At 69.4% G+C, this 25,558-nt stretch carries 28 protein-coding genes; 18 read left to right on the forward strand and 10 right to left on the reverse strand.

From position 1 onward, the window contains the following. The first annotated feature begins 78 nt into the window (after nucleotides 1-78). Entirely contained in the window at nucleotides 79-450 is a 372-nt protein-coding gene (locus ACYVKL_RS06825) for a limonene-1,2-epoxide hydrolase family protein (protein ID WP_379169855.1), read from the forward strand. Between the two features lie 3 nt (nucleotides 451-453). Here the strand turns inward: ACYVKL_RS06825 and nagB are convergent, their stop codons facing one another. Genes nagB through ACYVKL_RS06850 form a run of 5 tightly spaced genes read right to left on the reverse strand, consistent with a single transcriptional unit; the run spans nucleotide 454 to nucleotide 5,581 of the window. Then, on the reverse strand, nucleotides 454-1,236 hold the full coding sequence (nagB, locus tag ACYVKL_RS06830; RefSeq protein WP_379169239.1) for a glucosamine-6-phosphate deaminase: 783 nt from the start codon (nucleotides 1,234-1,236) through the stop codon (nucleotides 454-456). Next, nucleotides 1,224-2,390: an N-acetylglucosamine-6-phosphate deacetylase gene (locus ACYVKL_RS06835; RefSeq protein ID WP_379169241.1), complete on the reverse strand. Its 1,167-nt coding sequence runs from the start codon at nucleotides 2,388-2,390 to the stop codon at nucleotides 1,224-1,226. The genes nagB and ACYVKL_RS06835 overlap by 13 nt, the downstream gene beginning before the upstream one ends. Further along, nucleotides 2,387-4,042, reverse strand: coding sequence for a phosphoenolpyruvate--protein phosphotransferase (gene ptsP / locus ACYVKL_RS06840; RefSeq protein WP_379169243.1), 1,656 nt, complete (start codon nucleotides 4,040-4,042; stop codon nucleotides 2,387-2,389). The genes ACYVKL_RS06835 and ptsP overlap by 4 nt, the downstream gene beginning before the upstream one ends. After that, nucleotides 4,032-4,295: an HPr family phosphocarrier protein gene (locus ACYVKL_RS06845; RefSeq protein WP_379169245.1), complete on the reverse strand. Its 264-nt coding sequence runs from the start codon at nucleotides 4,293-4,295 to the stop codon at nucleotides 4,032-4,034. Before ACYVKL_RS06845 ends, ptsP begins: the two co-directional genes overlap by 11 nt. Next, the gene (locus ACYVKL_RS06850) at nucleotides 4,292-5,581 is read right to left on the reverse strand and encodes a PTS transporter subunit EIIC (RefSeq protein WP_379169247.1); all 1,290 of its coding nucleotides are present in this window, start codon (nucleotides 5,579-5,581) and stop codon (nucleotides 4,292-4,294) included. Before ACYVKL_RS06850 ends, ACYVKL_RS06845 begins: the two co-directional genes overlap by 4 nt. 92 nt (nucleotides 5,582-5,673) lie before the next feature. Here ACYVKL_RS06850 and ACYVKL_RS06855 point away from each other — a divergent pair, with 92 nt between their 5' ends. Beyond that, the gene (locus ACYVKL_RS06855) at nucleotides 5,674-5,904 is read left to right on the forward strand and encodes a PTS sugar transporter subunit IIB (protein ID WP_379169249.1); all 231 of its coding nucleotides are present in this window, start codon (nucleotides 5,674-5,676) and stop codon (nucleotides 5,902-5,904) included. Nucleotides 5,905-5,909: 5 nt separating this feature from the next. Beyond that, nucleotides 5,910-6,359, forward strand: a complete 450-nt coding sequence (locus tag ACYVKL_RS06860; RefSeq protein ID WP_379169251.1) for a PTS sugar transporter subunit IIA — start codon at nucleotides 5,910-5,912, stop codon at nucleotides 6,357-6,359. Nucleotides 6,360-6,442: 83 nt separating this feature from the next. On the opposite strand, the gene ACYVKL_RS06865 is transcribed toward ACYVKL_RS06860, so the two are convergent. Then, the gene (locus tag ACYVKL_RS06865; RefSeq protein ID WP_246597869.1) at nucleotides 6,443-7,153 is read right to left on the reverse strand and encodes a GntR family transcriptional regulator; all 711 of its coding nucleotides are present in this window, start codon (nucleotides 7,151-7,153) and stop codon (nucleotides 6,443-6,445) included. A gap of 41 nt (nucleotides 7,154-7,194) precedes the next feature. Next, nucleotides 7,195-7,545 (reverse strand): hypothetical protein, encoded by a 351-nt coding sequence (locus tag ACYVKL_RS06870; protein ID WP_379169253.1) that lies wholly within the window; start codon nucleotides 7,543-7,545, stop codon nucleotides 7,195-7,197. Nucleotides 7,546-7,653: 108 nt separating this feature from the next. Between ACYVKL_RS06870 and ACYVKL_RS06875 the strand changes: the two genes are divergently transcribed. Further along, nucleotides 7,654-8,619, forward strand: coding sequence for a quinone oxidoreductase family protein (locus tag ACYVKL_RS06875; RefSeq protein WP_379169255.1), 966 nt, complete (start codon nucleotides 7,654-7,656; stop codon nucleotides 8,617-8,619). 8 nt (nucleotides 8,620-8,627) lie between these two features. Here ACYVKL_RS06875 and ACYVKL_RS06880 read toward each other — a convergent pair whose 3' ends face one another. Next, complete coding sequence (locus tag ACYVKL_RS06880; protein ID WP_379169257.1) at nucleotides 8,628-9,236, reverse strand: TetR/AcrR family transcriptional regulator; 609 nt, start codon at nucleotides 9,234-9,236, stop codon at nucleotides 8,628-8,630. An 80-nt stretch (nucleotides 9,237-9,316) separates the two neighbouring features. On the opposite strand from ACYVKL_RS06880, the gene ACYVKL_RS06885 reads away from it, so the two are divergent. Together ACYVKL_RS06885 and ACYVKL_RS06890 are read left to right on the forward strand one after the other, a co-directional pair. After that, nucleotides 9,317-10,825 (forward strand): FAD-dependent monooxygenase, encoded by a 1,509-nt coding sequence (locus tag ACYVKL_RS06885; protein WP_379169259.1) that lies wholly within the window; start codon nucleotides 9,317-9,319, stop codon nucleotides 10,823-10,825. Between the two features lie 213 nt (nucleotides 10,826-11,038). Further along, nucleotides 11,039-12,469: a hypothetical protein gene (locus ACYVKL_RS06890; protein WP_379169261.1), complete on the forward strand. Its 1,431-nt coding sequence runs from the start codon at nucleotides 11,039-11,041 to the stop codon at nucleotides 12,467-12,469. Nucleotides 12,470-12,615: 146 nt separating this feature from the next. Here the strand turns inward: ACYVKL_RS06890 and ACYVKL_RS06895 are convergent, their stop codons facing one another. Then, on the reverse strand, nucleotides 12,616-13,626 hold the full coding sequence (locus ACYVKL_RS06895) for an AraC family transcriptional regulator (RefSeq protein WP_379169263.1): 1,011 nt from the start codon (nucleotides 13,624-13,626) through the stop codon (nucleotides 12,616-12,618). Between the two features lie 117 nt (nucleotides 13,627-13,743). Between ACYVKL_RS06895 and ACYVKL_RS06900 the strand changes: the two genes are divergently transcribed. The 12 genes from ACYVKL_RS06900 (at nucleotide 13,744) to ACYVKL_RS06955 (ending at nucleotide 24,890) form a co-directional block, all read left to right on the forward strand. Further along, complete coding sequence (locus ACYVKL_RS06900; protein WP_379169265.1) at nucleotides 13,744-14,718, forward strand: quinone oxidoreductase family protein; 975 nt, start codon at nucleotides 13,744-13,746, stop codon at nucleotides 14,716-14,718. A gap of 37 nt (nucleotides 14,719-14,755) precedes the next feature. Then, a complete protein-coding gene (locus ACYVKL_RS06905) occupies nucleotides 14,756-15,649 on the forward strand; it encodes a TauD/TfdA dioxygenase family protein (RefSeq protein ID WP_379169267.1) in 894 nt (297 codons plus the stop codon). Between the two features lie 47 nt (nucleotides 15,650-15,696). Then, entirely contained in the window at nucleotides 15,697-16,749 is a 1,053-nt protein-coding gene (locus ACYVKL_RS06910; protein WP_379098123.1) for a beta-keto acid cleavage family enzyme, read from the forward strand. 139 nt (nucleotides 16,750-16,888) lie between these two features. Beyond that, on the forward strand, nucleotides 16,889-18,226 hold the full coding sequence (locus ACYVKL_RS06915) for an MFS transporter (RefSeq protein ID WP_379169269.1): 1,338 nt from the start codon (nucleotides 16,889-16,891) through the stop codon (nucleotides 18,224-18,226). 24 nt (nucleotides 18,227-18,250) lie between these two features. After that, nucleotides 18,251-18,853: an RBBP9/YdeN family alpha/beta hydrolase gene (locus ACYVKL_RS06920; protein WP_379169271.1), complete on the forward strand. Its 603-nt coding sequence runs from the start codon at nucleotides 18,251-18,253 to the stop codon at nucleotides 18,851-18,853. Then, on the forward strand, nucleotides 18,850-19,614 hold the full coding sequence (locus ACYVKL_RS06925; RefSeq protein ID WP_379169273.1) for a CoA transferase subunit A: 765 nt from the start codon (nucleotides 18,850-18,852) through the stop codon (nucleotides 19,612-19,614). The genes ACYVKL_RS06920 and ACYVKL_RS06925 overlap by 4 nt, the downstream gene beginning before the upstream one ends. Nucleotide 19,615: 1 nt before the next feature. After that, on the forward strand, nucleotides 19,616-20,272 hold the full coding sequence (locus tag ACYVKL_RS06930) for a 3-oxoacid CoA-transferase subunit B (RefSeq protein WP_379169275.1): 657 nt from the start codon (nucleotides 19,616-19,618) through the stop codon (nucleotides 20,270-20,272). Nucleotides 20,273-20,291: 19 nt separating this feature from the next. Next, entirely contained in the window at nucleotides 20,292-21,872 is a 1,581-nt protein-coding gene (locus ACYVKL_RS06935) for a long-chain-fatty-acid--CoA ligase (protein ID WP_379169277.1), read from the forward strand. 42 nt (nucleotides 21,873-21,914) lie between these two features. After that, nucleotides 21,915-22,673, forward strand: a complete 759-nt coding sequence (locus tag ACYVKL_RS06940; protein ID WP_379169279.1) for a DUF8020 domain-containing protein — start codon at nucleotides 21,915-21,917, stop codon at nucleotides 22,671-22,673. Nucleotides 22,674-22,700: 27 nt separating this feature from the next. Next, a complete protein-coding gene (locus ACYVKL_RS06945; protein WP_379169281.1) occupies nucleotides 22,701-23,159 on the forward strand; it encodes a COG4315 family predicted lipoprotein in 459 nt (152 codons plus the stop codon). A gap of 112 nt (nucleotides 23,160-23,271) precedes the next feature. Next, nucleotides 23,272-24,138 carry an alpha/beta fold hydrolase gene (locus ACYVKL_RS06950; RefSeq protein ID WP_379169283.1) on the forward strand — a complete coding sequence of 289 codons (867 nt, stop codon included), beginning with the start codon at nucleotides 23,272-23,274 and terminating at the stop codon, nucleotides 24,136-24,138. 8 nt (nucleotides 24,139-24,146) lie between these two features. Next, nucleotides 24,147-24,890, forward strand: a complete 744-nt coding sequence (locus tag ACYVKL_RS06955) for a CAP domain-containing protein (RefSeq protein ID WP_379169285.1) — start codon at nucleotides 24,147-24,149, stop codon at nucleotides 24,888-24,890. A gap of 26 nt (nucleotides 24,891-24,916) precedes the next feature. Here the strand turns inward: ACYVKL_RS06955 and ACYVKL_RS06960 are convergent, their stop codons facing one another. Then, nucleotides 24,917-25,558, reverse strand: coding sequence for a dihydrofolate reductase family protein (locus ACYVKL_RS06960; RefSeq protein ID WP_379169287.1), 642 nt, complete (start codon nucleotides 25,556-25,558; stop codon nucleotides 24,917-24,919).

Here is a 25,558-nt window from a genome sequence, read left to right on the forward strand (position 1 = left end):
TCCCGGAAGTTTTGCTCCTGTCCTTCAGGTCACCCGCAGGAAAGGTCTCCCACCGCTGTGAGCAACGAGTACGCCACCCTGTCCCCCGCCGAGGTCGTCACCGCGCTGTGCGCCGAATGGCTCACCGGCACACCGGAATCGATTGCCGAGTTCTTCACCGAGGACGCCGTCTACCACAACATTCCGATGCAGCCCTTCGTCGGCAAGGCCGCCATTCTGGAGTTCCTGCGCGGGTTCATCGGGGCCTTCGGCGGCATCGAGTTCACCGTGCACCACCAGGCCGTGACCGGCAATGTCGTGCTGAACGAGCGCACCGACCGATTCAGCCTGGGCGACAACAAGATCGAGCTGCCCGTGACGGGGGTGTTCGAGGTGCGCGACGGGCGGATCGCGGCGTGGCGCGACTACTTCGACATGGCTCCGTTCGCCGCGCTCCACCAGGGTGCGTAGCGGTCAGAAGCTCTGCCAGGCGGGCTTGTTCGCGACCGCGAAGCGGTAGTAGTCGACCGCTTTCAGGTTCGCGGCGGCCGCCGGGTCGACGATCACGGTGACGTGCGGATGCATCTGCAGGATCGACGCCGGGCAGAACGCCGACACCGGGCCTTCCACGGCGGCGGCGACCGCCTCGGCCTTGCCCTCGCCGGTCGCGACCATCAGCAGATGCCCGGCGTCGCTGATGGTTCCGAGGCCCTGCGTCAGCACGTGCGTGGGCACCTGGGTGAGATCGTCGTCGAAGAAACGGGCATTGTCCTCACGGGTCTTCGGGGTCAGCGTCTTCACGCGGGTGCGCGAGCGCAACGACGAGCCCGGCTCGTTGAAGCCGAGGTGACCGTTGGCGCCGATCCCCAGGATCTGCACCGCGATGGGTCCGCTCTCGGCGATGGCGCGCTCGTAGACGGCCGCGGCGGCCGGGATGTCGGCGGCATTGCCGTCGGGGCAATGCACGTCGGCATCGGCGAAGTCGACGTGCGCGGTGAACTCGTCGCGGATGAACTGCCGGTAGGACTGAGGGTGTCCCGGAGGCAGGCCGATGTACTCGTCGAGCAGGAACGCCTGCACCCCGGCGAAACTCAGGCCTTCCTCCCGGTGCTGCCGGATGAGCTCCCGGTACGCGCCCAGCGGTGAGGACCCCGTGGCCAGTCCGATGGCGCGAGCTCCCCGGCGCACGTGGTCGGCCATGATGCGGCCCGCCAGTACTCCGGCCTCGGCCGCGTTGTCGGTGATCACGAGTTCCATGGGGCTCCGTCCTTGTACACGGTCACGGGGGTGAGATGGTGGTCGGCGATCAGGATGTCGGCGCGCATCCCCGTGGACAGCGCGCCGATCTCGCCGGACCGACCGAGGAGCCTGGCCGGAGTGGCGCAGGCGGCGGTCGCGGCCGCGGTCAGATCGACCCCGGCCTGGAAAACAGTGCGGCGCAGGACTTCCGACGCGGTGGCGGTGCCGCCCGCGATGGCGCCCTCGCCGTCCGGGTCGTAGATGCGCGAGACGCCGTCGTGCACGACGACGTCGAGGCTGCCGAGCTGGTAGCGGCCGTCCGGCTGCCCGGCGGCGGCCATCGAGTCGGTGATGAGGGCCAGGTTGGCGGGACCGATGGTGTCGAAGACCATGCGGACGGTGCCGTCGGCCAGGTGCACGCCGTCGCCGATGACCTCCGCGATCACGTCGCCGCGGCCGGCGGCTGCCATGGCGGCGGTCAGGAAGTTGGCGTCGCGGTGCGCCAGCTCGGGCATGGCATTGAACAGGTGGGTGATCGATACCCGCCAGCCGCGGCGCATGGCGTGCACGGACCGTTCGTAGTCGGCGACGGTGTGTCCCAGGGAGAGAATCACATTCGCGTCGGCGAGCACGTCGGCGAGGGCATCGAAGTTCGCGGTTTCCGGGGCCACGGTCACCGACACGATGCGTCCGCCCGCGTAGTCGATGAGACGTTCCAGCAGTGCGGGGTCGCCGGGCAGGATCCGCTGCGGGTCGTGGGCCCCGCAGCGGTGCTCGCTGATGAACGGGCCCTCCAGGTGGATGCCCGCCAGCAGTCCCTCGTCGACGGCAGCGCCGAGCACCTTGATGCGGTCGCGCAGTTCGGCTTCGGTGGCCGAGACCAGCGAGGCGATCAGGGTGGTGGTGCCGCGGCGGCGGTGGTAGTTCGCGGCGGCGGCCACGCCTTCGGCATCGGTTTCGGGGAACCCGAATCCGCCGCCGCCGTGGCAGTGCACGTCGATGAGACCGGGCAGAATGATCGGCGGCTCAGCGGCCGGCGGCGGCAGTTCGCCGTCGAATCCCGCTGCCGGGCCGACATAGTCGAGCCGCGGTCCGTCGAACGACACCACTCCGTCGGCGAGGTCGCCCACCTCGGTGAGGGTGACGACCCGGCCGCGCAGGGTGGTCCTCACGTATCCGCCCCCAGGGCGGCGCGGGCGGCCCGGAGGGCGTCCTCGGCGGTCCGCGCCGAAACGACCGCCGCCGCAGCGGCTTCACACTGCGCTCTGCTGACCTCTGTCAGCTTGGCGCGCACCCCGGCGATCGAGCGTGGCGCCATCGACAGCGTCTCGACCCCGAGACCCACCAGCACACACGCGAATTCGGGATTGGACGCGGATTCACCGCACACACCGACCTTGACGCCCTGCTTCGCGGCCCCGGTCACAGCCGTGGCGATGGTCGCGGCCAGCGCCGGTTGCCACGGATCGTGCAGTGCCGCGACCGCCGAGGACATGCGGTCCGCGCCGAACAGGTACTGCGAGAGGTCATTGGTGCCGATCGAGAAGAATTCGACCTCGGCGCCCAGATACTCCGAGCGCAGCGCGGCAGCGGGGATCTCGATCATGATGCCGGGCGTCGAGAGCCCGGCGGCGCGGGCGCGGGCGGCGAAGTAGGCCGCCTCCTCCACTGTCGCGACCATCGGAGCCATGACCTTGACCGGGGTCCCGGTCTCCTTGACCGCGGCCTCGACGGCCGTCAGCTGATCGAGCAGTGTCCCCTCATCGACGCTGCTCAATCGAAGTCCACGCACACCCAGCGCCGGGTTCTCCTCGTCCGGCAGGGCGAGGTAGGGCAGCGGCTTGTCGGATCCGGCGTCGAGGGTGCGGACGATGACCGGCCGGTCGCCCATGATGCGGAAGATCTCGGCGTATCGCTCGGTCTGCTCGGCCACGGTTGGCGCCGATTTCCGGTCCAGGAACAGGAATTCGGTCCGGAACAGGCCGACGCCTTCGGCGCCCAGTTCGACCGCCAGCCGCGCGTCGGCGGCCGAGCCGATATTGGCCAGCAGCGGCACGGCGTGGCCGTCGGAGGTGCGGCCCGGCCCGGTCGGCGCTGCCGCCTGCCGGGCGCGCAGCGCCAGGACTTCCTCGCGCCGGGCGGCGGTGGGTTCGAGTTCGATCACCCCGGAGGTGCCGTCGAGCACGATCTCGGTCCCCTCGGCGATCGTGACCGCCTCAGGTGCCGCGACCACGGCCGGAATGCCCAGCGCCTTGGCCAGAATCGCGGTGTGCGAGGTGGGTCCGCCCGCCACGGTGAGCAGGCCGATCACCCGCTCCGGCTCCAGCGAGGCGGTGTCGGCGGGAGCGAGGTCGTGCGCGGCCAGCACGAAAGGCGTTGCGCTGTCCGGGATTCCCGGCGGATCGACGCCCAGCAGTTCGGCCACCACGCGCTGGCCCACGTCCCGCAGGTCCGAGGCGCGTTCGGCCATCAGGCCGCCGAGCGCGGTCAGCTGCTCGCCGAAGTGCGTGACGGCCCGGGTGACCGCGTGCGCGGTGGGCGTCCCGCCGCGGATCTCGGCGCGCACCTGATCCAGCAGCGCCGGATCGGCGGCCAGCGCCGAGGTCATGAACAGGATGTCGGCCGCGGGCCCGGTGGCATCGAGCGCCTGCGCCGAGTACCGCCCGGCGACGGTCTCGAATGCGGTCTCCGCGCGGGCGATTTCGGCCTCGACGTCACTCCCGGGTACGTCGTCCGGGCTGGTGACGGGCGCGGCGGCCAGCCACTTCACCGATCCGACCGCGATCCCGGGAGCGGCGGCGACGCCGCGCACCTCATGCGTCAAGATCTGTCTCCAGCATCGAGACCAGTCTATCGAGGGCGGCCTCGGCCCCGTCCTCGGCGTGCAGGGTGACGGTGTCGCCCTGTTCGGCGCCCAGGGTCATGATCTGCAGCAGCGAGTTGGCGGCGACGGGATCCTTGCCGGCCTTCGAGATCTGCACGGGCACACCGGCTTCCCCGGCGGCTTTGGCGAACAGGGCAGCGGGCCGCGCATGCAGTCCGGTCTTCGAGGCGACTACTGCGGTTCGGGTGATCATGCTGCGATGTTCTCCTTCTCGATCTCGGACTCGTCGGGTTCCCGGCCGGGTGTCGCCAGGTTCCAGCGTTTGATGATGAAGCTGAAGGTGACGTAGTACAGCGCCGCGTAACCGAGTCCGATCGGGATCAGCAGCAGCGGATGGGTGGCCTTGCCGAAGTTCAACAGGTAGTCGATGGCGCCGGCCGAGAAGGTGAATCCGTCGTGGATGCCCAGCGCGTTGGTCAGCGCCAGCGAGGAGCCGGTGAAGATGGCGTGGATCAGCAGCAGCGGCCACGCCACGAAGATGAACGAGAACTCCAGCGGCTCGGTGATTCCGGTGAGGAACGCGGTCAGACCGGTGGACAGCATGATGCCGCCGATCATCTTGCGGTGCTCCGGGCGGGCGTGGCGCCAGATGGCGATGGCCGCGGCGGGCAGGCCGAACATCATGATCGGGAAGAAGCCGGTCATGAAGGTGCCGGCCGAGGGGTCGCCGGCCAGGAAGCGCGGGATGTCGCCGTGCGTGCCGTGGTAGTCGCCGATCACGAACCACACCACCGAGTTGATGATGTGGTGCAGGCCCAGCGGCAGCAGCATGCGGTTGGCGAACCCGAACACGCCGCCACCCACGACCGAGTTGTCGGCGACGGTGGTGCCCAGCCACGTGAGCGCGGCATTGAAGGCGGGGTAGATGAACGACATCAGCACGCCGATGACCACCGCGGCGCACGCGGTCAGGATCGGCACCAGGCGGCGGCCGGAGAAGAAGCCCAGGTAGTCGGGCAGCTGGGTGCGATGGAAGCGCGACCACAGCGAGGCCGCGGTCAGGCCCATCACGATGCCGCCCAGCACACCGAAGTTCACCAACTGCGACGCCTTGGCGGTGGCGATGTCGGCCACGACCGGGCAATCCCAGTGCGCCGCACGGAACAACCAGCCGAGCACCGGACCACAGCTACCATCCAGCACCACCGGCGACATGGCCTTGAGGACACCGGTGAAAGCGAGGTAGCCGACCACCGCGGCGAGCGCGGTGGAACCGTCGGACTTCTTCGCCCAGCCGATCGCGATACCGACCGCGAACAGCAGTGGAAGGTTGTCGATCAGGGTGCCGCCCGCGCCCGCGAGGACCGCGGCGAACGAATGCAGGGGCGAGAAACGGCCGAGCATATCGTCTTGTCCGAGCCGCAACAGCAGGCCTGCGGCGGGTAGCGTGGCAATCGGCAGCATCAAGCTACGGCCGAGCTTCTGCAGTCCGGATAAATCGAGCTTCTTGCGGGAGCTCTCGGCGGCGGCTTCGGCCATGGCGAGTCCTCAGTTCAACTAGCGTCACTGGTTATAACCAGAGATATACTGGTTATAACCAGCTTTGTCTACTCGACACGCACGGAGGAAATATGTCGAAAGCGAATCAGATCGTCGCGGGCCTGGGCGGCGCGGACAATATCGTCGAGGTCGAAGGCTGCATCACGCGCCTGCGCGTCGAGGTCAAGGACCCCGGCAAGGTCGACGACAAGGCGCTCAAGGCCGCCGGCGCGCACGGCGTGGTGAAGATGGGCGACGCGGTGCAGGTCGTCGTCGGCCCGACCGCCGACGCGCTCGCCGAAGACATCAACGACATGATCTGACCGCCATGAGCACAGTGATTCTCGCGCCGCTCGACGGCAACGCCATCCCCCTGTCCGAGGTCCCCGATCCGGTCTTCTCCGCCGAGATGGTCGGCGCGGGCGCGGCCATCGAACCACCCGACACCGATGCCGCCGTCACGGTGGTCGCCCCGGTCGCCGGCTCGATCGTGAAACTGCACCCGCACGCCGCGGTCATCGTCACCGCCGACGGCGCCGGCGTACTGCTGCACGTCGGCATCGACACCGTCGGCAAGGCGGACCTGTTCGAGCTGAAGGCCGCCGAGGGCGATCAGATCGAGGCGGGTGATCCACTGATCACCTTCTCCCCCAACGCGATTCGCCGCCTGGGGCTGAGCGCCGCGGTGCCGGTGGTGGTCATGGACTCCACCCCCGGCTCGACGCATTCGACGGCCACCGGACCGATCGCCACGGGTGCGGTCCTGTTCACCATGTGACCGCGGAAATCACCATGTGATCGCGGAAACGACACGAGCCGCCGTCCCGAATGGGGCGGCGGCTCAATCGTTTTCGGGAGCGGTCAGACGTCCTCGGCCGACACGGTCATGTACACCTGGTACCGATCCGCGCGATACCACGACTGCGCGTGCTCCACGGCCCGGTCACGCGAGTAGGAGATCCGATCGAAAGCCAGGAGCGGCGAACCGGTTTCGGTGCCCAGCCAGCCCGCGTGCCGCTCGTCGGCGGCCACCGCGCGCACGCTCTGCTCGGCGCGGTCGATGGGGCAGTCGTACTCGCGCGACAGCAGCGCGTACAGCGACTGCGTCAGTTCGTGATCCAGCAGATCCGGCAGCAGATCGACCCGGTACCAGCCGTCGTCGATCGACATGGGCAAACCGTCGGCCAGGCGCAGCCGAACCAGGTGATAGGCCTTCACATTCGGGGCCAGACCCAGCGCGCTCGCCGAGGCCGCGGGCGGCACCGCGTAATCGGTGCGCAGCACCACGGTGCCGGGGGTGCGGCCCAGCCGGCGCATGTCGTCGGTGAACGAGGCCATGTGCAGCCGGGAGCGGGCGACCCGCTCGGCCACGAAGGTGCCCTTGCCGGGGACGCGGGTGATGACGCCCTCGGATTCGAGCTGGCCCAGCACTTCGCGCACCGTCATGCGGCTGACGCGGTAGTCGTCGCAGAGCTGACGCTCGCTGGGCAACATCTCACCGGGACGCAGAGTGGCGCACAGGGTGGTGAGGGCCGAACGCAACTGCGCCTGCTTGGTCACCCGCCCAGACACGTCGTTCCGGTCCTTTCCGCCCCCGCCTGCTGCGGGCGCGGTCATTTCTCGTTGCGCGCCTTGGGGAATCGCTTCTGACGCGCGACCCAGCCTGCCATCTTGGCCCAGTGGCCCTTCGCGGGGGTCACCTTGGAGATCAGCTCGCGGTCCCACTCGTCGGCCTCGGTCAGGCCGTCGACGGTGTCCACCAGAGACTTGGCGGACTCCAGGGAACCGACGACGCGGTCGCCCAGGACGCCGTCGGCGCCGACCAGGGTGACACGGACGCCGATGCGGCCGATGGGCTGCAGCACCGCGGTGGCGGAACCGCCGTGCTCGGCGACGAATCCCTTGACGGAATCCACGACGGACGGCGACAGCTTCTCGGATGCCGGGGCGGCGGTAGCGCTCATGTGTCGCAGTTTACCCACCGGTAATTCACCGTCCATGGACCGCCGCGTATCTCACACTCGGTGAGGCGCGGCGCACCCCGGTTCGGGGGCGGTGTCAGACTGGTCGGCATGCGCGCCATCCAGGTTTCCGAGCACGGCGGTCCCGAGGTCCTGCGGTATGTGGAGGTGCCGGACCCGCAGGTGGGGGCCGGGCAGCTGCTGGTGCGGACGCAGGCCATCGGAATCAACTTCATCGACACCTACATTCGGACCGGCCGGTACCCGCAGGCGGTGCCCTACATTCCGGGCGCCGAGGGCAGCGGTGTGATCACCGCGGTCGGGGACGGGGTGAGCGGCTTCCGGGTCGGGGACCGGGTGGCGTGGGCGGCCGCGCCGGGCAGTTACGCCGAGCAGGTGGTCGTGCCTGCGGCCGTGGCGATTCCGGTGCCCGACGGGGTGGACGCGCCGGTGGCGGCGTCCGCGCTGCTGCAGGGCATGACGGCGCACTATCTGATCGAGTCGATCTACAAGCCGCTGCCGGGCGAGACGGTGCTGGTGCACGCCGGCGCGGGCGGGGTGGGGCTGATCCTGACGCAGCTGCTCAGCGCGCGCGGAGTGCGGGTGATCACCACGGTGTCCACCGACGACAAGGAGAAGCTCTCGCGCGAGGCCGGGGCCGCGGAGGTGCTGCGCTACGACGACGACATCGCGGCGCGGGCCCGCGAACTCACCGGCGGCGCGGGCGTCGCCGCGGCCTATGACGGGGTCGGCGCGTCCACCTTCGAAGCCAGCCTGGCCGCCACCCGGGTACGGGGCATGGTGGCGCTGTTCGGCGGGGCGAGCGGGCCGGTGCCGCCGTTCGATCTGCAGCGGCTCAATCCACTGGGTTCGCTGTTCGTGACCCGGCCGACATTGGTGCACTACACCCGCGATCGGGACGAATTGCTGTGGCGCGCAGGCGATATCATGAACGCCATCGCCGACGGAGCACTGCGCGTGCGGGTCGGGGGCAGCTATGCGCTGGCCGACGCCGAACAGGCGCACCAGGATCTGGAAGGCCGCCGCACGACGGGTTCGATCGTGTTGGTGCCCTGAGGTTTTCCTCAGTCCACGTCGCGGCCGGTGAGGCCGCGGTAGACGAATCGGGTGAGGGCGTCCACGGCCTGCTCGTCGGTGAGCTCCAGGCTGCCGTCCTCGACCGCCTGCAGCAGGCCCGTCGCCGCCAGGAACATCATCGCGAGGCTGGCGTCGACCGGGCCGGGTAGGCGCAGGCCCGCGGGGGCGAAAGTATCGAAGTGGTCGGCCAGCGCGTCGCGCTGCTCGGTCGCGAAACGTGCTGCGATAGCGGCGAATTCCTCGTTGACCAGGGCGGCCTGCTGCATCGCGCGCAGCACCGGCCAGTGCTTGCGCGCCGCGGACCAGTAGCTCGCGATATGGAAGCGCACCGAGGCCGGGTCGGTGAAGTCGGCGGTGTGCGCGGGGTCCGCGGCGTCGATGTCGCTCTCGTCGGCGAGGTCTTTCAACAGCGCCTGGAGCAGTTCTTCCTTGCTCGCGAAGTGGTTGTAGAACGAGCCCGCCGCCCGGCCCGCGGCGGCGGTGATGTCGACGATCTTGGTGTTCAGGTAGCCGCGCTCGGCGAAGACCTGCCGGGCTGCGGCCTTGAGCGCCTGCTCGGTCTCGGCCGACCTCTCACTGCGACGTGCTGCCACCATCCACCTCCTTGACAGCGGAACGTACCACCCAGAATACTGAATCTCAGTTCAGTGAATATTGATTCAGTATTGGAGTTGACATGAATCCGCAGGTCATCGTTGTGGGAGCCGGTCCGACCGGGCTGACACTCGCCATCGACCTGGCGCGTCGCGGTATCGGGGTGCGCATCGTCGATCAGGCCGGGCAGTTCTTCGCGGGGTCACGCGGGGACGGTCTGCAGCCGCGCACGCTCGAGGTCTTCGACGACCTCGGGGTGCTCGACGCCGTGCTCGCCCAGGGCGCGCCGCAGGCGCCGTTGCTCGTGCATCTGGACGGGGAGTTCGTGATGGAGCGGCGGATGAGCGCCTGGCGCGAACCCACCTCCGATGTGCCGCACCCGAATCCATGGGTGCTGGCCCAGGCCGACACCGAGCGGGTGCTGCGCGAACGACTCGCGGAATTCGGCGTCCGGGTCGAATCCGGTACGGCGCTGGTCGATTTCAGCGCGGACCCGGACGGGGTGAGCGTGACGCTGCACCGCGACGGTGCGACCGAGCGGGTGCGGGCCGACTATCTGGTGGGCGCGGACGGTGGACGCAGCACGGTACGCAAGGCGCTCGGGATCGCGTTCGAGGGCAGCACCGACGAGTCGATCCGCCTGCTGCTCGGGGATGTGTGCGCGGATGTCCTCGACCACTCGGTCGGGTACTGGTTCGCCGACTCGGCCGCGCCCATGGACGGGATCGCGCTGATGCCGCTGCCCGGTGGTCGAAAGTTCCAGTTCGCCACGGGACTCGGCACCGACTCCGGGACCGGGCTCGACGTGCTGCAGGAGCACATCACGCGCCGTTCGCGCCGCGACGACATCCGGCTCAGCGACCTGACGTGGTCGACGGTGTGGCGGCCGAATGTCCGACTCGCGCACCGGTATCGGGACGGGCGGGTGTTCCTCGCCGGGGACGCCGCGCACGTGCATCCGCCGACCGGCGGGCAAGGGCTCAATACCGGCGTCCAGGACGCCTACAACCTCGGCTGGAAACTCGAAGCCGCACTGCGCGATCCGGGCGCCGCGAGCGAGGCGCTGCTCGACAGCTACGAGAGCGAGCGGCGGGCCGTGGCCGCGCGGATCCTCGGCCTCAGTTCGGATCTGCTCGACAAAACGGTCAAGGGCGACCCCGATGCCATGGATCGTGAAGGCACGCATCAGCTCGACATCAGCTATCGCGAACCCGGCGACGATTCGGAAGGGCTGCGAACCGGGGATCGCGCACCGGACGCACCGCTGCGCGACGCGAACGGCAAGAGCGTCGGGTTGTTCGACCTGTTCCGCGGTCCGCACGCCACCTTGCTGCTGTTCGGTCCGGACACGACCGCGGATCCGGGCCGCTCCCCCGCGACCGACCTCAGAACCGTACGAATCGTCCACCCCGACACCGGCTCCGGCCAGGCCGTTCTCACTTCCGAAGGGGGCGGAACCACGCTGAACGATGTCGTGTTCACCGACGTCGACGGTCACGCGCACCGCTCCTATCATGCGGCCGAGGGCACCTGGGTGATCGTCCGCCCCGACGGGCATCTGGGAGCCGTCGGCTCTGCTACCGCGCGGTAGCTCACGCGCCCTCGGTTCCAGGGGTTGACCGGTGCAACCCCTGGCAACCCGCAAGTCGGGCGGACCGTGCAGAATGATCATGCTGCCGCGCAAGACGATTCGCCCGGACCGAACATTTTCGGCCACGCGAGGGTGTCGCGACCCCGTAAGGTGGTCGCGGCGAGAGTTCGGGCGGCCGGCAGGTAGAGGCGCATCGGTCAGAGGTGGTCTGGGATGTTGGTGAAGGTCCGAAACGACGACCCGTCGCGGCTGTCGAGCACCGAACGCACCGTTGTGAACTGGCTCAAATCCTGGAGCGGGCCACATGCCGTGCCCGGGATCGCGGTCGTGCAGTGTCAGGACGCCGACGTGGTGGTGTGGACCCCGCAGACCTGCGTCGTGGTCGGCGTGCACGGATTCACCGAACGGGTTACCGGGACACTGGAATGCGCCCAGGATCAGCCGTGGACCGTGGACGAGCGGCCCGCGCCGCTGGACGGGGACGCCGACCCGCTCGACCGGGTGCGCCGCCAGACCATGGACCTCGCCGGGCAATTGCGTTCCGCGCCCGGACGGGAGCGGGTTCCGGTCAGCGGGCTGGTGCTGCTGGTGCCGCAGCTGGGCAGTCGGGTGAAGCTGGAGAAGGGCGAGCTGCCCACCGGCATCGATGTGCTGATCGGCGACGGACCGTCCTCGCTGCGCGCCTACTTCACCACGCTCGCCGAAGGGGCGCCCGCGTCCTGGGATGCCGCGCAGGTCGGGCAGGCGCTGGGCGCGCTCGGATTCGCCGCTGCCGCAACCTATTCCGATCTGGTATCCGAGGGGTTCCCGGTGCCGGACTCGGCTCGGGACGCACCGCTGCCGTTCGCGAACCGGCCCACCGAGGTCATGGTGCCGTCGGTACCGCCCGCGTCCCCGGAACCCGAGGAGCCCAGGCCGAGCCTGTCGAAGCGGGAACCGGGCGCGACCGGGCACGGCAGCGAATCCCGCAGTGGCGGACGGGGTCCGGGCGATCGGTCTGCGGCGCAACAGGAATCGGGCCGCGGGCCCGGTGTCGGCGCGGCCATCGCGGGCGCGACCTCCGCTACCGCGGCCGAGCGGGCATATCGGGCGCTGGCCGGCACCTCGGAACCGCAGCAGACGCCGGGCCGCACACCGCCGCCTCCGACACCGATCCCGGGCGCGGCGTCAGTCGGCCGGCCATCGGGCCCGGGGCCGGGCCAGCCACCGCTGCCGCCGCAGGGGCCCCGGCCGCCGGGCATCGGAGCCGGACCCCAATCCCAATCCCAGGCAGGCCCTTCCGGCCCTCCGCCGGGACGCGGTCCGGCCGGTCCGCCGCCCGGATCCGGTCAGCCTCAGGGGCCCGGCCTTTCCGCTCCGCAGCAGGACCGGTTCCCATTGTGGAACGAGCAGCAGTCCAGCGGAGGCGGGCGCAAGCGCCGCCGCGATATGCCGATCATCGGCGGGCTGATCCTGGCGGCGATCATCCTGGTGATCGCCATCGCCTGCACCGCCCGGAACACGCCGACACCGTCACCGAACAAGCAACAGCAGCCGACACATTCGACCGTCGTCGATGCACCCACGTCTGCGCACTCGACCGATCCAACACTGCCGCGCACGACCGTTCCACCGGCCTGCTTCCCGTTGCAGCCTTGCCACTGAGCCGGATGCCGGTGCGGGGCTAGGGCAGACGGAAGAACCTCGGACCGAACGTCGTACCGATGACCAGCGCGCCGTTCGCCACCGCGGGGGTGGCGAAGTGGCGGACCGGTCGTGGGGTCGAGGGCATCACCGGGGCCGGACCGGGATCACTCGGCGCGGCGAGCGGCGGCGGCCCGCCACTGGCTGGGAGTGCAGCCGTGGCGTCGCCGGAACCAGCGGGTGAAGTTGCCGGGAGTGGAGAAGGCGAGCAGTTCGGCGACCTCGGTGAGGGTGTGGCGGCGGTTGGCGACCAGGTGCTGTGCGAGTTCGGCGCGGGTGACGTCGACCAGGGTGGTGAAGGTTTCGCCTTCGGCGGCGAGGTGGCGGTAGATGGTGCGGCGATCGACGCCGAGGCTGCGCGCGACCTGATCCACCGAGCAGCGGCCCGTGGGAAGCAGCAGTTCGATGAGTGAGCGGACCCGATCGAGGGTGGTCGTGGTGAGGGCGTTCGCAGTCACGTCGAGCAGTGGCTGGGCGTACGCCCGCAGCTGCGGGTCGGACATGGCGTTCGCCGCATCGAGATCGGTGGTGTAGGTGAGGATTCCGTTGAAGTCGGAGTCGAAGGCCAGGTGCGTCCCGAGCACGCGGTGATGGGTGCGGCGGTCGCGGGGCGCGGGATGGCTGAATCGGACTTCCAGCGGCTGCCACTTGGGTCCCAGGAATCCGCGCAGTAGTCCGTGCAGCACCCCCACCGCGAATTCGATCGCCTGGCGGGTGCCGCCGGGCCCGCCCAGGTCGAGGGCCAGGCGGATGGTGGCGATGCCGTTGTCTTCGGTGAGCCGGGTGTGCAGTGCCTCGTTGTACATGTTCTCGTGCCGTGACAGGACCCGCAGTGCGCTACGGACGTCAGGTTCGTCGCGGATCACCAAGCTCAGGGGACCGAGATTGGCGAATCGGCGGCGTTCGACCAGGCGCAGCCCGAAATCCTCGTGCCCGCAGGCGATGGCGGAGCGTTCGAGGAGATCGGCGATCGCGGCGGCGGGGACCCAGCGGTCCTGCAGGCTCAGGCTCGCCGGATCCAGGCCGGCCGCGCGGATCAGCGCGACCGGGTCCAGACCCAGCGACTGACCGAGTTCGACGTAGCTATGCAGCGCGGCGTATCGGGCCAGCGGCCTCAACGCACCCTCCCATCATGTCCCGAGATGCTCATTTTTCTGTCCCGACAGGATAAGCATCCGGTCACGGTCCAGCTTACTGTGGGTTCCATCACAGTTACCGCGAAGAGGAGATCTGTTGTGGCACAAGCTGTTCGCTTCCATGAGACCGGCGGCCCGGAGGTGCTGCGCTGGGAAGAGGTCGCGGTGGGCGAACCCGGTCCCGGCGAGGTGCGCATCCGCCACGGGGCGGTTGGACTGAACTTCGCCGACACCTATTTCCGCAGCGGCTTGTATCCGGCCGCCTTGCCGGCGGGCATGGGTGTCGAGGCGGCCGGCGTGATCGAATCCGTCGGCCCCGGCGTCGACGGGTTCACACCCGGCGATCGGGTCACATACACCGGCAGCCCACTGGGCGCCTACAGCACCGAGCGGGTGATTGCCGCCGAGCATCTGATCGCGCTGCCGGACGAGATCGGCTTCGACGTGGCCGCGGCGATGACTATGCGCGGGCTGACCACGGCCTACCTGCTGCGCCGCATCCACGCGCTGCGCGCCGGGGACACCGTGCTGTTGCACGCCGCCGCCGGCGGGGTCGGGTTGATCTTCACGCAGTGGGCGAAGTTGTTGGGGCTCACCGTGATCGGGACGGTTTCCAGCGAGGAGAAGGCCGAGATCGCCCGGGCACACGGCTGCGATCACGTGGTGCTCTACACCCGCGAGGACGTCGCCGCCCGCGTCCGGGAGATCACCGGCGGCGCGGGCGTGCCGGTGGTGTACGACAGCATCGGCAAGACCACTTTCGACGCGTCGCTGGATTCGCTGGCGCGGCGCGGGCTGCTGGTGTGCTTCGGCACCGCTTCGGGCCCGACGCCGCCGATCGAGGCCATGCGTTTGGCGGTCAAGGGCTCATTGTTCGTGACCCGTCCGGCCCTGGCCGACTACATCGCCGATCCCGCCGAGCGCGCCGAACTGGCCGGGGAGCTGTTCTCCCACGTCGCGGCCGGACGCATCCGCATCGAGATCAATCAGCGCTACGAGTTGCCCGACGCGGTGCGCGCGCACCGCGACCTGGAGACCGGACGCAGCATCGGCTCCTCGGTCTTCACGCTCTGATCATCCCGGCCCCAGGATTCACCGTTTGGAGGAACTCATGACAACCATTGCCCCACTACCGGATTCGACAATGCGCGGCGCGATCGGCGTGCAGCCGCTGGCCTGTTCGATCGGCGCCGAACTGTTCGGTGTCGACCTCGCTCGGGCGGCGCACGACGACGCGCTGTTCGCCGAGCTGCGCGCCCTGCTGCTGGAATACAAGGTGCTGTTCGTCCGTGATCAGGACATCAGCCGCGCCGATCATGTCGCTCTCGCTCAGCGTTTCGGCCCGCTCGAGGACCATCCCGTGGTGGGCAGCGATCCCGACCACCCGGGACTGGTCCGCATCTACAAGGACCTCGACAGCCCGCCCGAGCACTACGAGAACGCCTACCACTGCGACGCCACCTGGCGGGTGAACCCGCCTATGGGCGCGATCCTGCGCTGCGTGGAAACGCCGCCGGTGGGCGGCGACACCATCTGGGTGAACATGGTCGAGGCCTATCGGCGACTGCCCGAGGACGTGCGGGACCGCATTCGAGGGCTGCGCGCTCGCCACAGCATCGAGGCCAGCTTCGGCGCACGGATGCCGATGGATCAGCGCCACGAACTTGCGCAGCGCTTCCCCGACGCCGAACACCCCGTGGTGCGTACCCATCCCGAGACCGGTGAGCAGATCCTGTTCGTCAACTCCTTCACCACCCACCTGGTGAACTACCACACCTCCGAGCATGTGCGGTTCGGCGCGGACTACGCGCCCGGTGCCGCCGAGCTGCTGCACTACTTGATGCGGCAGGCCACCATTCCCGAATACCAGGTGCGGTGGCGGTGGACGAAGAACAGCTTCGCCATCTGGGACAACCGCTCCACCCAGCATTACGCGGTCCAGGATTACTGGCCCGCCGTCCGAAAGATGGAGCGCGCCGGGATCATCGGCAACGCCACGTTCTGAGATCCACTCACTCCCACCATTGTTCGATTCTCGATCGGAGTATTTCCATGCATTTCCACGATGATTCGCTGTTCCCGGAGAACCAGGAGAAACTGGTCATCACGGTGGCCCCCTACGGTCCCGAATGGGAACTCGACGACTTCCGCGAGGACCTGCCGCTGACCATGGACGAGCATGTGCAGGCCGCGGTGGACTGCTACGAGGCCGGGGCCACCGTGCTGCACATCCACGTGCGCGAACTCGACGGCAAGGGCTCCAAGCGGCTCTCGAAGTTCAACGAACTGCTGGGCCGGTTGCGTGAGGCGGTACCGGAGATGATCCTGCAGGTCGGCGGCTCCATCTCGTTCGCGCCGGAAGGTGAAGGCGCGGACGCGAAATGGCTGTCCGACGACGCCCGCCACCTGCTCGCCGAACTGGATCCGGCGCCGGATCAGGTGACCATCGCCATCAACACCAGCCAGATGAACATCGTCGAGCTGATGACCGACGACGACATCGCGGGCACCTCCTTCACCCGCCCCGAGGTGTACGACGCCTACCGGGAGATGGTCGTCCCGGCCGGTCCCGCGTGGGTCGAGGAGCATCTGAAGCGGTTGCAGGCCAAGGGTATTCAGCCGCACTTCCAGCTCTCCAGCATTCCGCAGCTGGAGACGGTGGAACGGTTGATCCGCCGGGGCGTCTACACCGGCCCGCTCATGCTGACCTGGGTCGCCATCGGCGGCGGCTTCGACGGACCCAACCCCTACAACATGATGGAGTTCGTCCGCCGCGTCCCCGACGGCGCCGTGCTGACCCTCGAGACACTGATGCGCAGCTGCCTGCCGGTCAACACCATGGCCATCGCCATGGGCCTGCACGCCCGCTGCGGCAACGAGGACACCCTATGGGGCCGCAAGGGCGAGAAGATGACCTCGGTGCAGCAGGTGCAACAGCTGGTCCGCATCGCCGGGGAACTGGGCCGCGAGGTCGCCACCGGCAAGGAAGCTCGCCAGATCTACAAGCTCGACGAGCGCTACGGCAGTGCCGAGGAGACCCTCGCCAAGCTCGGGTACGCCCCCAACCGCAAGCCCGGCCAGGTCGGATTCACCCAGCACGCCTGACCTTTCCGGCCTCGGGCGGGCACCACGCCCCGCCCGCCCGAGCCGGGGCGCACTCCGCCGTGCGCGCCGCCCTCGTACGTCCCTCAGCTCTCCGGCCCGCCGCACCCCGTCTCGGCGCGCCGGATTCGTAGGAGCACCAATGGAGTTGCACACCACCGCCGCCCCGGCGCCCGGCCTCGCCGCCGCCCCGGTCGCGGCTCACGCCCCCACGCCCGCGGCCCGCCGCCGCTATCCGTGGCTGGTGTTCGCGCTGGCCTTCGGGCTGCTGCTCGCCGACTACATGTCCCGGCAGGTCCTCAGCGCGGACTTTCCGTTCCTGAAAACCGAATGGGCACTGTCGGATTCCCGGCTGGCATCACTGACCAGCGTCGTAGCCCTGATGGTCGGGATCCTCACCCTGCCGCTGTCGATCCTGGCCGATCGCTGGGGACGGGTGCGCAGCCTGGTCCTGATGGCCGTGCTGTGGAGCGCGGCGACCCTGCTGTGCGCGCTCGCCACCGGGTACGGGCAGATGCTCGGAGCTCGCTTCCTGGTCGGTGTCGGCGAGGCCGCGTACGGCAGCGTCGGCATCGCCGTGGTGCTCAGTGTGTTCGCCCCTCGGGGGCACGCCGCCCTCAGCGGTGCGTTCATGGCCGGCGGTTCGTTCGGATCGGTGCTCGGCGTCGGGCTGGGCGGCGTCATCGCCGTGCACCTGGGCTGGCGGTGGTCCTTCGCCGCCATGGCCATCGCGGGCCTGATCCTGGCGGCGGCGTTCCGCGCCCTGGTCACCGAGGCGAAGCTGGCCCAGCACGCCGCCGACCAGGATCACCGGCCCGGGCAACCCGGCCACGGCTACCGGGCGCCGGTATCGACGCTGTTCACCAATCCGGCGGTGCTGTGCGCGTATGTGGGCAGCGCGCTGCAGATCTTCACCGCGGCGATCCTGCTGGCGTGGATGCCGAGTTTCATCAACCGCTCCTACGGTCTGCCGCCGGACCGGGCGGGCGCGGTCGCCGCGGTGTTCTCGCTGCTCGTCGGAACCGGCATGATCGTCTGCGGCGTGATCACCGACCGTGTCGGCCGCCGCGACCTGACGCGGAAGTGGAGCGCCGCCATGGTGTTCTGCGTCATCTCGCTGCTGTGCCTGTGCGTCGGTTTCGGGATCGGCACCGGGCCGGCGCAATTGGCGCTGATCGGGATCGGCGCCTTCTTCTCCGGCGGCTCCTCCGGTCCCACCGCGGCCATGGTCGCCAACCTCACCCATCCTTCGGTGCGGGCCTCGGCGCTGGGCACCCTGACCCTCGCCAACAGCCTGCTCGGACTGGCGCTGGGCCCCTTCGTCGTCGGCGTCCTGGCCGACCACCTGGGGCTGGCGGAGGCTCTGCGGCTGGCCCCGCTCACCTATCTGGGCGCCCTCGCCGCCCTGATGCTGGGCAAACGCGCCTATCCGGCGGGGCTGCGCCGACTGGCCGCGCTCGAGCCCTCGCCCTCGCTCTGATCTCGAAAGGAACTGCCACACACCATGAATGACGCCAACGAACCCACCGTCGTGATCGTGCCCGGTCTGCGCGACCATGTGCCCGACCACTGGCAGACCCGCCTCGCCGAACGCCTGACGCGGGTGCGCACGGTCCCGCCGCTCGAACACGCCAAACTCTCGCGCGCCGCCCGGGTCGCCGCACTCGACGCGGTGATCGCCGAGATCGACGGCCCGGTGGTGCTGGTCGCCCACAGCGCCGGCGTGATGATCGCCGTGCACTGGGCGCAACAGGCCACCCGACCCGTGCGCGGCGCGCTGCTGGCCGCACCACCCGATTTCGAAACGCCACTCCCGCAGGGATATCCGGACACCGGCGAACTCGACGCCGCCGGTTGGAATCCGATTCCATGGCGACGGCTGCCATTCCCCAGCATCGTGGCCGCCTCCACCACCGACCCGCTCGCGTCCTTCCGGCGGGTCGCGGGAATGGCCGAAGCGTGGGGCAGCCGGCTGGTGGATCTCGGGGACGTGGGTCATCTCAACCCCGCCTCCGGCTACGGCTACTGGCCACGGGCGGAAGAACTCCTGCGGGAACTGATCGACGCCACCTCGGTCCCGACCCCGGGTGCGGGGGTCGCGCGGTGAGCAAGATCGTCGCCTCCGCGGCCGCGGCAGTCGCCGACATCGCGTCCGGATCGTGTCTGGCGGTTGGCGGATTCGGGTTGTGCGGGATCCCTGACGTGCTGATCGAGGCGCTGGCCGCGACCGCGGTCACCGAACTGGAGATCATCTCCAACAACTGCGGCACCGACCGATACGGGCTGGGAATTCTGCTGGCCGACAGGAAGATCCGCCGCATCACCGCCTCCTATGTGGGCGAGAACGGCGAGTTCGCCCGCCAATACCTGTCCGGCGAGCTCGAGGTCGAGCTGACCCCGCAGGGCACGCTGGCCGAGAAGTTGCGGGCCGGAGGTGCCGGAATCCCGGCGTTCTTCACCCCGGCCGGGGTCGGCACCCCGATCTCCGAAGGCGGTCTGCCGTGGCGGTACGCCGCCGACGGATCAGTGCGCGTGGCCTCGCCGCCCAAGGAGGTCAGGGCCTTCAGCGGACACCGGGGCCGGCGGCGCTACGTGCTCGAGGAAGCCCTCACCGCCGACTACGCGCTGATCCACGCGCGCATCGGCGATACCGCCGGCAACCTGGTGTTCGACAAGGCCGCCCGCAACTTCAACCCGCTGGCGGCCGCGGCCGGTCGCGTCTGCATCGCCCAGGTCGAAAAGCTGATTCCCGCAGGCGAACTCGACCCGGACCGGATCCACCTGCCCGGGATCTTCGTCGACCGCATCGTGCACACCGGACCGCAAACCAAGCGCATCGAGAAGCGCACCGTCGCCCAGGAGCATTGACATGAGTACTGCCACCACGGTCCTCGGCTGGTCCCGCACCGCCATGGCCGCCCGCGCCGCGCAGGAACTGCGGGCCGGCGAATACGTCAACCTCGGCATCGGACTGCCGACCCTGATCCCCAACCACATGCCCGACGGAGTGCGCGTCACCCTGCACTCGGAGAACGGCATCCTCGGCACCGGCCCCTACCCGCACGAGACAGCGGTCGACGCCGACCTGATCAATGCCGGAAAAGAGACCGTGACCGTCGTCACGGGGGCGTCGTTCTTCGATTCGGCGACCAGCTTCGGCATGATCCGCGGCGGCCACATCGACACCGCCGTGCTGGGCGGCATGCAGGTCTCGGCCACCGGCGATCTGGCGAACTGGATGGTGCCCGGCCACCTGGTCAAAGGCATGGGCGGCGCGATGGACCTGGTCCACGGCGCCCGCCGGGTCATCGTGCTCATGGAGCACACCGACAAGACCGGCGCACCGAAGATCGTGCGCCGCTGCACCCTTCCGCTCACCGGCGCGGCGGTCGTGCACCGCGTCATCACCGATCTGGCCGTCATCGACGTGACCGACACCGGGCTGGTCCTGCGCGAATGCGCACCCGGCGTGACCGAATCCGATGTCCGCGCGGCCACGGCCGCCCCGCTGACCACCGCGGCCTGACCGCTCCGAGAGGTGCCCTGTGCTCAATCTCGCTGTACTGCTGGAGGATTCGGCACGCCGGTCTCCCGGCATCGATGCCGTCGTGTGTGACCTCGAGCGACTGACCTATGCCGAACTCGACGCACGCGCCAACCAGGTCGCCCACCTGCTGACCGCCCGCGGAATCGAGCCGGGCGACAAGGTCGCGCTCTCGTGCCCGAATCTGCCCGAGTTCGTGATCTGCTATTACGGGATCGTCAAAGCGGGCGCGGTCGTGGTGCCGCTCAATATCCTGCTGCGTCCCCGCGAAATCGCCTACCACCTCGACGATGCCGAAGCGGCGCTGTATCTCTGCTTCGAAGGCACGACCGAACTGCCGATGGGCGAATACGGCTGGGAGGGATTCCAGCAGGCGCCGGACTGCAGGGACATGGTCCTGATCACCGCCGATCCGCGGGCTCGATCGCCGTATCCGGGTGTCGAGGCCTTCGCGCGGGCCGTCGCGGAACTACCGGGGAGGTTCGATACCGTCGCCCGCCGTCCCGAGGACACCGCGGTCATCCTCTACACCAGCGGAACCACCGGCCGGCCCAAAGGCGCAGAGCTCACCCACGCCAATATGGTGATGAACGCCCTGACCGCGGACCGGCTCTTCGACAATCGGCCCGACCGGCACGACACCCATCTGGTCGCCCTGCCGCTGTTCCATTCCTTCGGCCAGACCATCCACATGAACGCCGGGCTGTCGGTCGGGTCCACGCTGGTACTCATGCCGCGATTCGACGCGGTCGCGGCGCTGCGGGCGCTGGCCGACGAACGCGTCACCTTCTTCGCCGGTGTGCCCACGATGTACTGGGGGCTGCTGCGGGCGCTGGACGACACCGTCGATGTCGGCCGGATCGCCGCCACCCTACGCAAGGCCGTCTCCGGCGGCGCGGCGCTGCCGGTCGAGACAATGACGCGCTTCGCACAGCGATTCGGCGTGCCCATTCTCGAGGGGTACGGACTGTCCGAGACCTCACCGCTGGCGTTGTTCGCCGATCCGGAGCGCGATTCCCGGCCCGGGTCGATCGGAATTCCCGTGTGGGGCATCGAAGTGCGGCTCATCGACCCGGAATGGAAAACTGTCGCCGGCACCGGTGAGATCGGCGAGATCGCGGTGCGCGGCCACAATGTCATGAAGGGCTACCACCGCAGGCCCGACGCCACCGCGGAGGTGATGCGGGAGGGCTGGTTCCGCACCGGCGACCTCGCCCGCCGCGACGCCGACGGCTACTACTACATCGTCGACCGCGCCAAGGACATGATCGTGCGGGGCGGATTCAACGTCTATCCCCGCGAGATCGAAGAAGTCCTGCACACCCATCCCGCCGTCGCACTGGCCGCCGTCATCGGCGTCCCCGACGAGCATTACGGCGAGGAGATCAAGGCCTGCGTCGTCCCCGAACCCGGGGCCGAGGTCACCGCGCACGAGCTGATCGACTGGTGCCGGGAACAGTTGGCCGCCTACAAGTATCCGCGCGTCGTCGAATTCACCGGCACGCTGCCGATGACCGCCAGCGGCAAGATCCTCAAACGCGAACTCGCCCAAGCCCACAACCGGATCATCGCCTCTCGGTGAGACCGGAAATCCCGTACCGATGATGAGGAAACAGGAATGAAGATGAGGAACACTGCCGTGACAGCGGCGCTCGCGACCTCTGCGCTGATGGCCACAGCCGTCACCGCCCACGCGGCACCGGCGGGCGAGACTCCCTCCGCCGCAGTGCATTACGAGGTGAGCCGCGCGGGAGACTCCGCCGTCCTGACCGTCGCGGGCGGCACCGTGCGGCAGCTCGACCAGCAGCTCGCCGTACTCGACCGCGACAATCAGCTGGTCGCCGCCATCCCCTTGACCTATCGGGTCGACGACACCGCCTACCCGATCACCGCCCGCATCGACGGCGCCACCGCGACACTGACCCCGTCGAAGGACAATCCCCAGCACGTCACGCCGGTGGCCGCCAACGACGTCGTGACCGTCGATCGCGCGGCGGCACAGATCGCCGAATCCTTCACTCCCCGTGACTCGCAAGCGCTGGGCGCGTTCGCTCAGCGCGCCGCCATCGGCGCGGCGGTCAGTGCCGTGCTCGGCGCTGTCGTCGGCGCGGGCGTGGGCTGCCTGGTCGGCGCGGCCGCCGGAGCCGTACTGAGCAGCCCCGTGATCGCATTGCTGGTGCCGTTCGTCGGCGCGACCATCGCCGGGTGCGTACTCGGCATGGCCACCCTCGGCGCTGTCGGCTCGATGGGCGGCATCGTGGTGGCGGGCGGCCCCATCACCCTGTTCTCCGCCATCCAGTACTTCTCGACCATCCTCGCTCCGTGTCCGCCCGAACTGCCCTACTGCAAGGACCCCGCGCAGCCCGCGCCGCCGGCCAAATAGTCCGCGCCACAACTCAGGAGCTCCCCGATGACAATCCGGCATGCGACGCCCACCCTCGTCCTCGCCTGTCTCGCCACGGCCACCGCCTGCTCATCCGGCGACACCTCGCCCCCGCTCGTGTCCGGCCCCCCGGTATCCGCCGCGCCGGCCTCGATCGGCGTGACGTCGGCGGCGGGTCGAGACATGTTGACAGACAAGGCGGGTAGATCCCTCTATGTCTTCACGAAGGACACCCCCGGCACCTCGGCGTGTGTAGGCGAGTGCCTCACCAAATGGCCCGCACTACCGGGACCGGTCATCGCGGACCCGGGTGTCACCGCGGACCTGATCACCACGATCACCCGCCCGGACGGGACAACCCAAGCCGCCTACGCGGGCAAGCCTCTCTATTATTTCGCCGCCGACTCCGCTCCCGGCGACACCCGCGGCCAGGGCCTGATGGGCGCCTGGCACCTGATCGCACCCGACGGCCAACCGGTGCCCTGACCACCCACCGTCGGTATTCGGCGCGGTCGACCGGGGCCGCAGTCCTCCGCGACGGGACACACCGTCGCGGAGCCACCGATGAATTCGGACGCGCGGTACCGTCCATGCTCATATGACCGAACACATCCTCGAACTGCCCGATGCCGACCTCGCCTACGACCTGCGCGGACCCGCGCCGGCCGCGAGCGCGCACCGGCCGCTGCTGATGATCGGCCAGCCCATGACCGCCGACGGTTTCGGCGCACTGGCCTCCTACTTCCCGGAACGCACCGTGATCACCTACGACCCGCGCGGTCTCGGGCGCAGTGTCCGCAGAGACGGGCGTCGCGACAACTCGCCTACCGTGCAGGCCGAGGACGTGCACGCGCTGATCACCGCGCTCGGGGTGGGTGCGGTGGACCTGTTCGCCAGCAGCGGCGGCGCGGTCACCGCGCTCGCGCTGATCACCGCCCACCCGGGCGATGTCGCAACCCTCGTCGCGCACGAGCCGCCGATCCTCGGCGTCCTGCCCGATGCCGAGGCCGCTGAGCGCGCGCAGGCTCAGGTCCGGGACGCCTACCAGGCCAAAGGGTCGTTCGCGGGCATGGCCGCCTTCATTGCCCTCACCTCCTGGCAAGGCGAATACACCGACGACTACTTCGCGCAGCCTCCGGCCGATCCGGCGCTGTTCGGGATGCCCACCGAGGACGACGGCACCCGCGACGACCCGCTGCTGTCGGACGTCTCGTGGGCGGTCACGGTCTACTCCCCTGACGCCGCGGCCCTGAAGGCAGCTCCCACCCGGGTATTGATCGCGGTCGGTGCGGAGTCCGCGGGCACCCTCACCGCCCGGACCGCCGAGGCGACCGCCGCCCTGCTCGATTCGGCTGCCGTCGTGTTCCCCAGCCACCACGGCGGCTTCACCGGTGCCGACTCCGGCTACCCCGGCCAGCCCGAACCGTTCGCGCACCGGCTGCGCGAACTCCTCGACAAGGAGTAGTCACCGGAATGATCCGCGAGCGCGCGTTCGTCGAGATTTCATTGGTGGAGCGTCCGTCTCGAACTCCCGTGCGCCGCACGGTCATCGGCGGCGTCGTCCTGGCACTGGCCCTCGCCGCCGTCACCGGTCTCCCGCACTCCGCCGCACCGGCCGCCGCGGATCCGGTGTGCGAGAACGCCGACGACCCGGTGCACAGCCTCGGGTTCGTCGCGAACCTGGACCCCGGCAACGACTTGGCTGCCGCGTTGGCCCTGGCCGGTCAATTCGACAGGATCGAGCGGGCGGTCTTCTGCCTCACCAATATCGAACGCGCCAAGGCCGGTGTCCCCGCGCTGAAGTGGAATGAAGGGCTACGTAACAGCGCGGCCGACTTCGCCGGTCACGCCCAGAGTCGCCAGTGGTGGACCGACGGCGCCGACTTCCATAACGACCCCAACCTGCCCGGCATTCCGGTGACCATCCAGCTACTGCGCCGCGTGAAGTCCTACAACCCGTGCAACAGTTTCATATTCGACCCGCTCGGCGTAAACCGGTGGTCCGAGAACGCCTATGCGGGATGGGGTTCCAGTGACTCCACCACCGCACGGGCCGCCGTCACCTGGTGGATGAACAGTCCCGGCCATCAGGCCAATCTCCTCGACCGCCAGGTCACCGAACTCGGGGTCGGCGTCCGTTCCGGCGCGGCCCGCCCCGGCCTCGACAACGTCGACCCCGCAGGCATTTTCGTCCAGCAGTTCGTCGCCTGCCGCTGACCACCTCGACGCGGCCAGGGCAGTTCCTAGTGCTTGGTGAGCCAGACGTGGGTGACGGACTTGGTGCTGAGCATGTCCGTGACACGGTAGCCGGGGAGGCTGCCGAGGTTGTCGAAGAGTCGCTCACCGGAGCCGAGCAGCGTCGGGACGATGGCCAGGTGCAGGTCGTCGACCAAACCCGCGGCGAGGAACTGGCGGATGGTGGCGGCCCCGCCGCCGAGGCGGACGTCCTGGCCCTGTGCCGCTTCGAAGGCCTGGGCGAGGACCGCTTCCGGGGTGTCGGAGACGAAGTGGAAGGTGGTGCCGCCTTTCATGGGGAGCGCGGGGCGGGCGTAATGGGTCATGACGAAAGTGTCGTGGTGGTAGGGCGGGGTATCGCCCCACCAGCCGGTCCACGAATAGTCGGGCCAGTCGCCGCGGACCGGGCCGAACATGTTGCGGCCCATGATGGTGGCGCCGACGTTATGGTCGCCGGCCGCGAGGATGTCGTCGTCGGGACCGGGATCGCCGCCGGGCTCGCCGATCATGGTGAGCCCGTAGCGAGTGCGGAAAACCCAGTCGTGGAGGCGTTCCCCGCCGACGCCCAGCGGGGCGTCGGGGCCCTGATCGAGTCCGGCGGCGAAGCCGTCGAGGGAGACGGCGAAGTTGTGGACGCGGAGCTTCGGCAT

It is taken from the genome of Nocardia tengchongensis, from assembly GCF_054781395.1.

Excerpts from the sequence above, each read along its gene's own strand:
- ACYVKL_RS06860 (WP_379169251.1), top strand. The coding sequence starts at position 5,910 with ATGAGCACAGTGATTCTCGCGCCGCTCGACGGCAACGCCATCCCCCTG.
- ACYVKL_RS06890 (WP_379169261.1), top strand. The coding sequence starts at position 11,039 with ATGTTGGTGAAGGTCCGAAACGACGACCCGTCGCGGCTGTCGAGCACC.
- ACYVKL_RS06950 (WP_379169283.1), top strand. The coding sequence starts at position 23,272 with ATGACCGAACACATCCTCGAACTGCCCGATGCCGACCTCGCCTACGAC.
- ACYVKL_RS06955 (WP_379169285.1), top strand. The coding sequence starts at position 24,147 with ATGATCCGCGAGCGCGCGTTCGTCGAGATTTCATTGGTGGAGCGTCCG.
- ACYVKL_RS06855 (WP_379169249.1), top strand. The coding sequence starts at position 5,674 with ATGTCGAAAGCGAATCAGATCGTCGCGGGCCTGGGCGGCGCGGACAAT.
- ACYVKL_RS06930 (WP_379169275.1), top strand. The coding sequence starts at position 19,616 with ATGAGTACTGCCACCACGGTCCTCGGCTGGTCCCGCACCGCCATGGCC.
- ACYVKL_RS06940 (WP_379169279.1), top strand. The coding sequence starts at position 21,915 with ATGAGGAACACTGCCGTGACAGCGGCGCTCGCGACCTCTGCGCTGATG.
- ACYVKL_RS06905 (WP_379169267.1), top strand. The coding sequence starts at position 14,756 with ATGACAACCATTGCCCCACTACCGGATTCGACAATGCGCGGCGCGATC.
- ACYVKL_RS06875 (WP_379169255.1), top strand. The coding sequence starts at position 7,654 with ATGCGCGCCATCCAGGTTTCCGAGCACGGCGGTCCCGAGGTCCTGCGG.
- ACYVKL_RS06880 (WP_379169257.1), bottom strand. The coding sequence starts at position 9,236 with ATGGTGGCAGCACGTCGCAGTGAGAGGTCGGCCGAGACCGAGCAGGCG.
- ACYVKL_RS06960 (WP_379169287.1), bottom strand. The coding sequence starts at position 25,558 with ATGCCGAAGCTCCGCGTCCACAACTTCGCCGTCTCCCTCGACGGCTTC.
- nagB (WP_379169239.1), bottom strand. The coding sequence starts at position 1,236 with ATGGAACTCGTGATCACCGACAACGCGGCCGAGGCCGGAGTACTGGCG.
- ACYVKL_RS06850 (WP_379169247.1), bottom strand. The coding sequence starts at position 5,581 with ATGGCCGAAGCCGCCGCCGAGAGCTCCCGCAAGAAGCTCGATTTATCC.
- ACYVKL_RS06915 (WP_379169269.1), top strand. The coding sequence starts at position 16,889 with ATGGAGTTGCACACCACCGCCGCCCCGGCGCCCGGCCTCGCCGCCGCC.
- ACYVKL_RS06885 (WP_379169259.1), top strand. The coding sequence starts at position 9,317 with ATGAATCCGCAGGTCATCGTTGTGGGAGCCGGTCCGACCGGGCTGACA.
- ACYVKL_RS06870 (WP_379169253.1), bottom strand. The coding sequence starts at position 7,545 with ATGAGCGCTACCGCCGCCCCGGCATCCGAGAAGCTGTCGCCGTCCGTC.
- ACYVKL_RS06910 (WP_379098123.1), top strand. The coding sequence starts at position 15,697 with ATGCATTTCCACGATGATTCGCTGTTCCCGGAGAACCAGGAGAAACTG.
- ACYVKL_RS06945 (WP_379169281.1), top strand. The coding sequence starts at position 22,701 with ATGACAATCCGGCATGCGACGCCCACCCTCGTCCTCGCCTGTCTCGCC.
- ACYVKL_RS06920 (WP_379169271.1), top strand. The coding sequence starts at position 18,251 with ATGAATGACGCCAACGAACCCACCGTCGTGATCGTGCCCGGTCTGCGC.
- ACYVKL_RS06845 (WP_379169245.1), bottom strand. The coding sequence starts at position 4,295 with ATGATCACCCGAACCGCAGTAGTCGCCTCGAAGACCGGACTGCATGCG.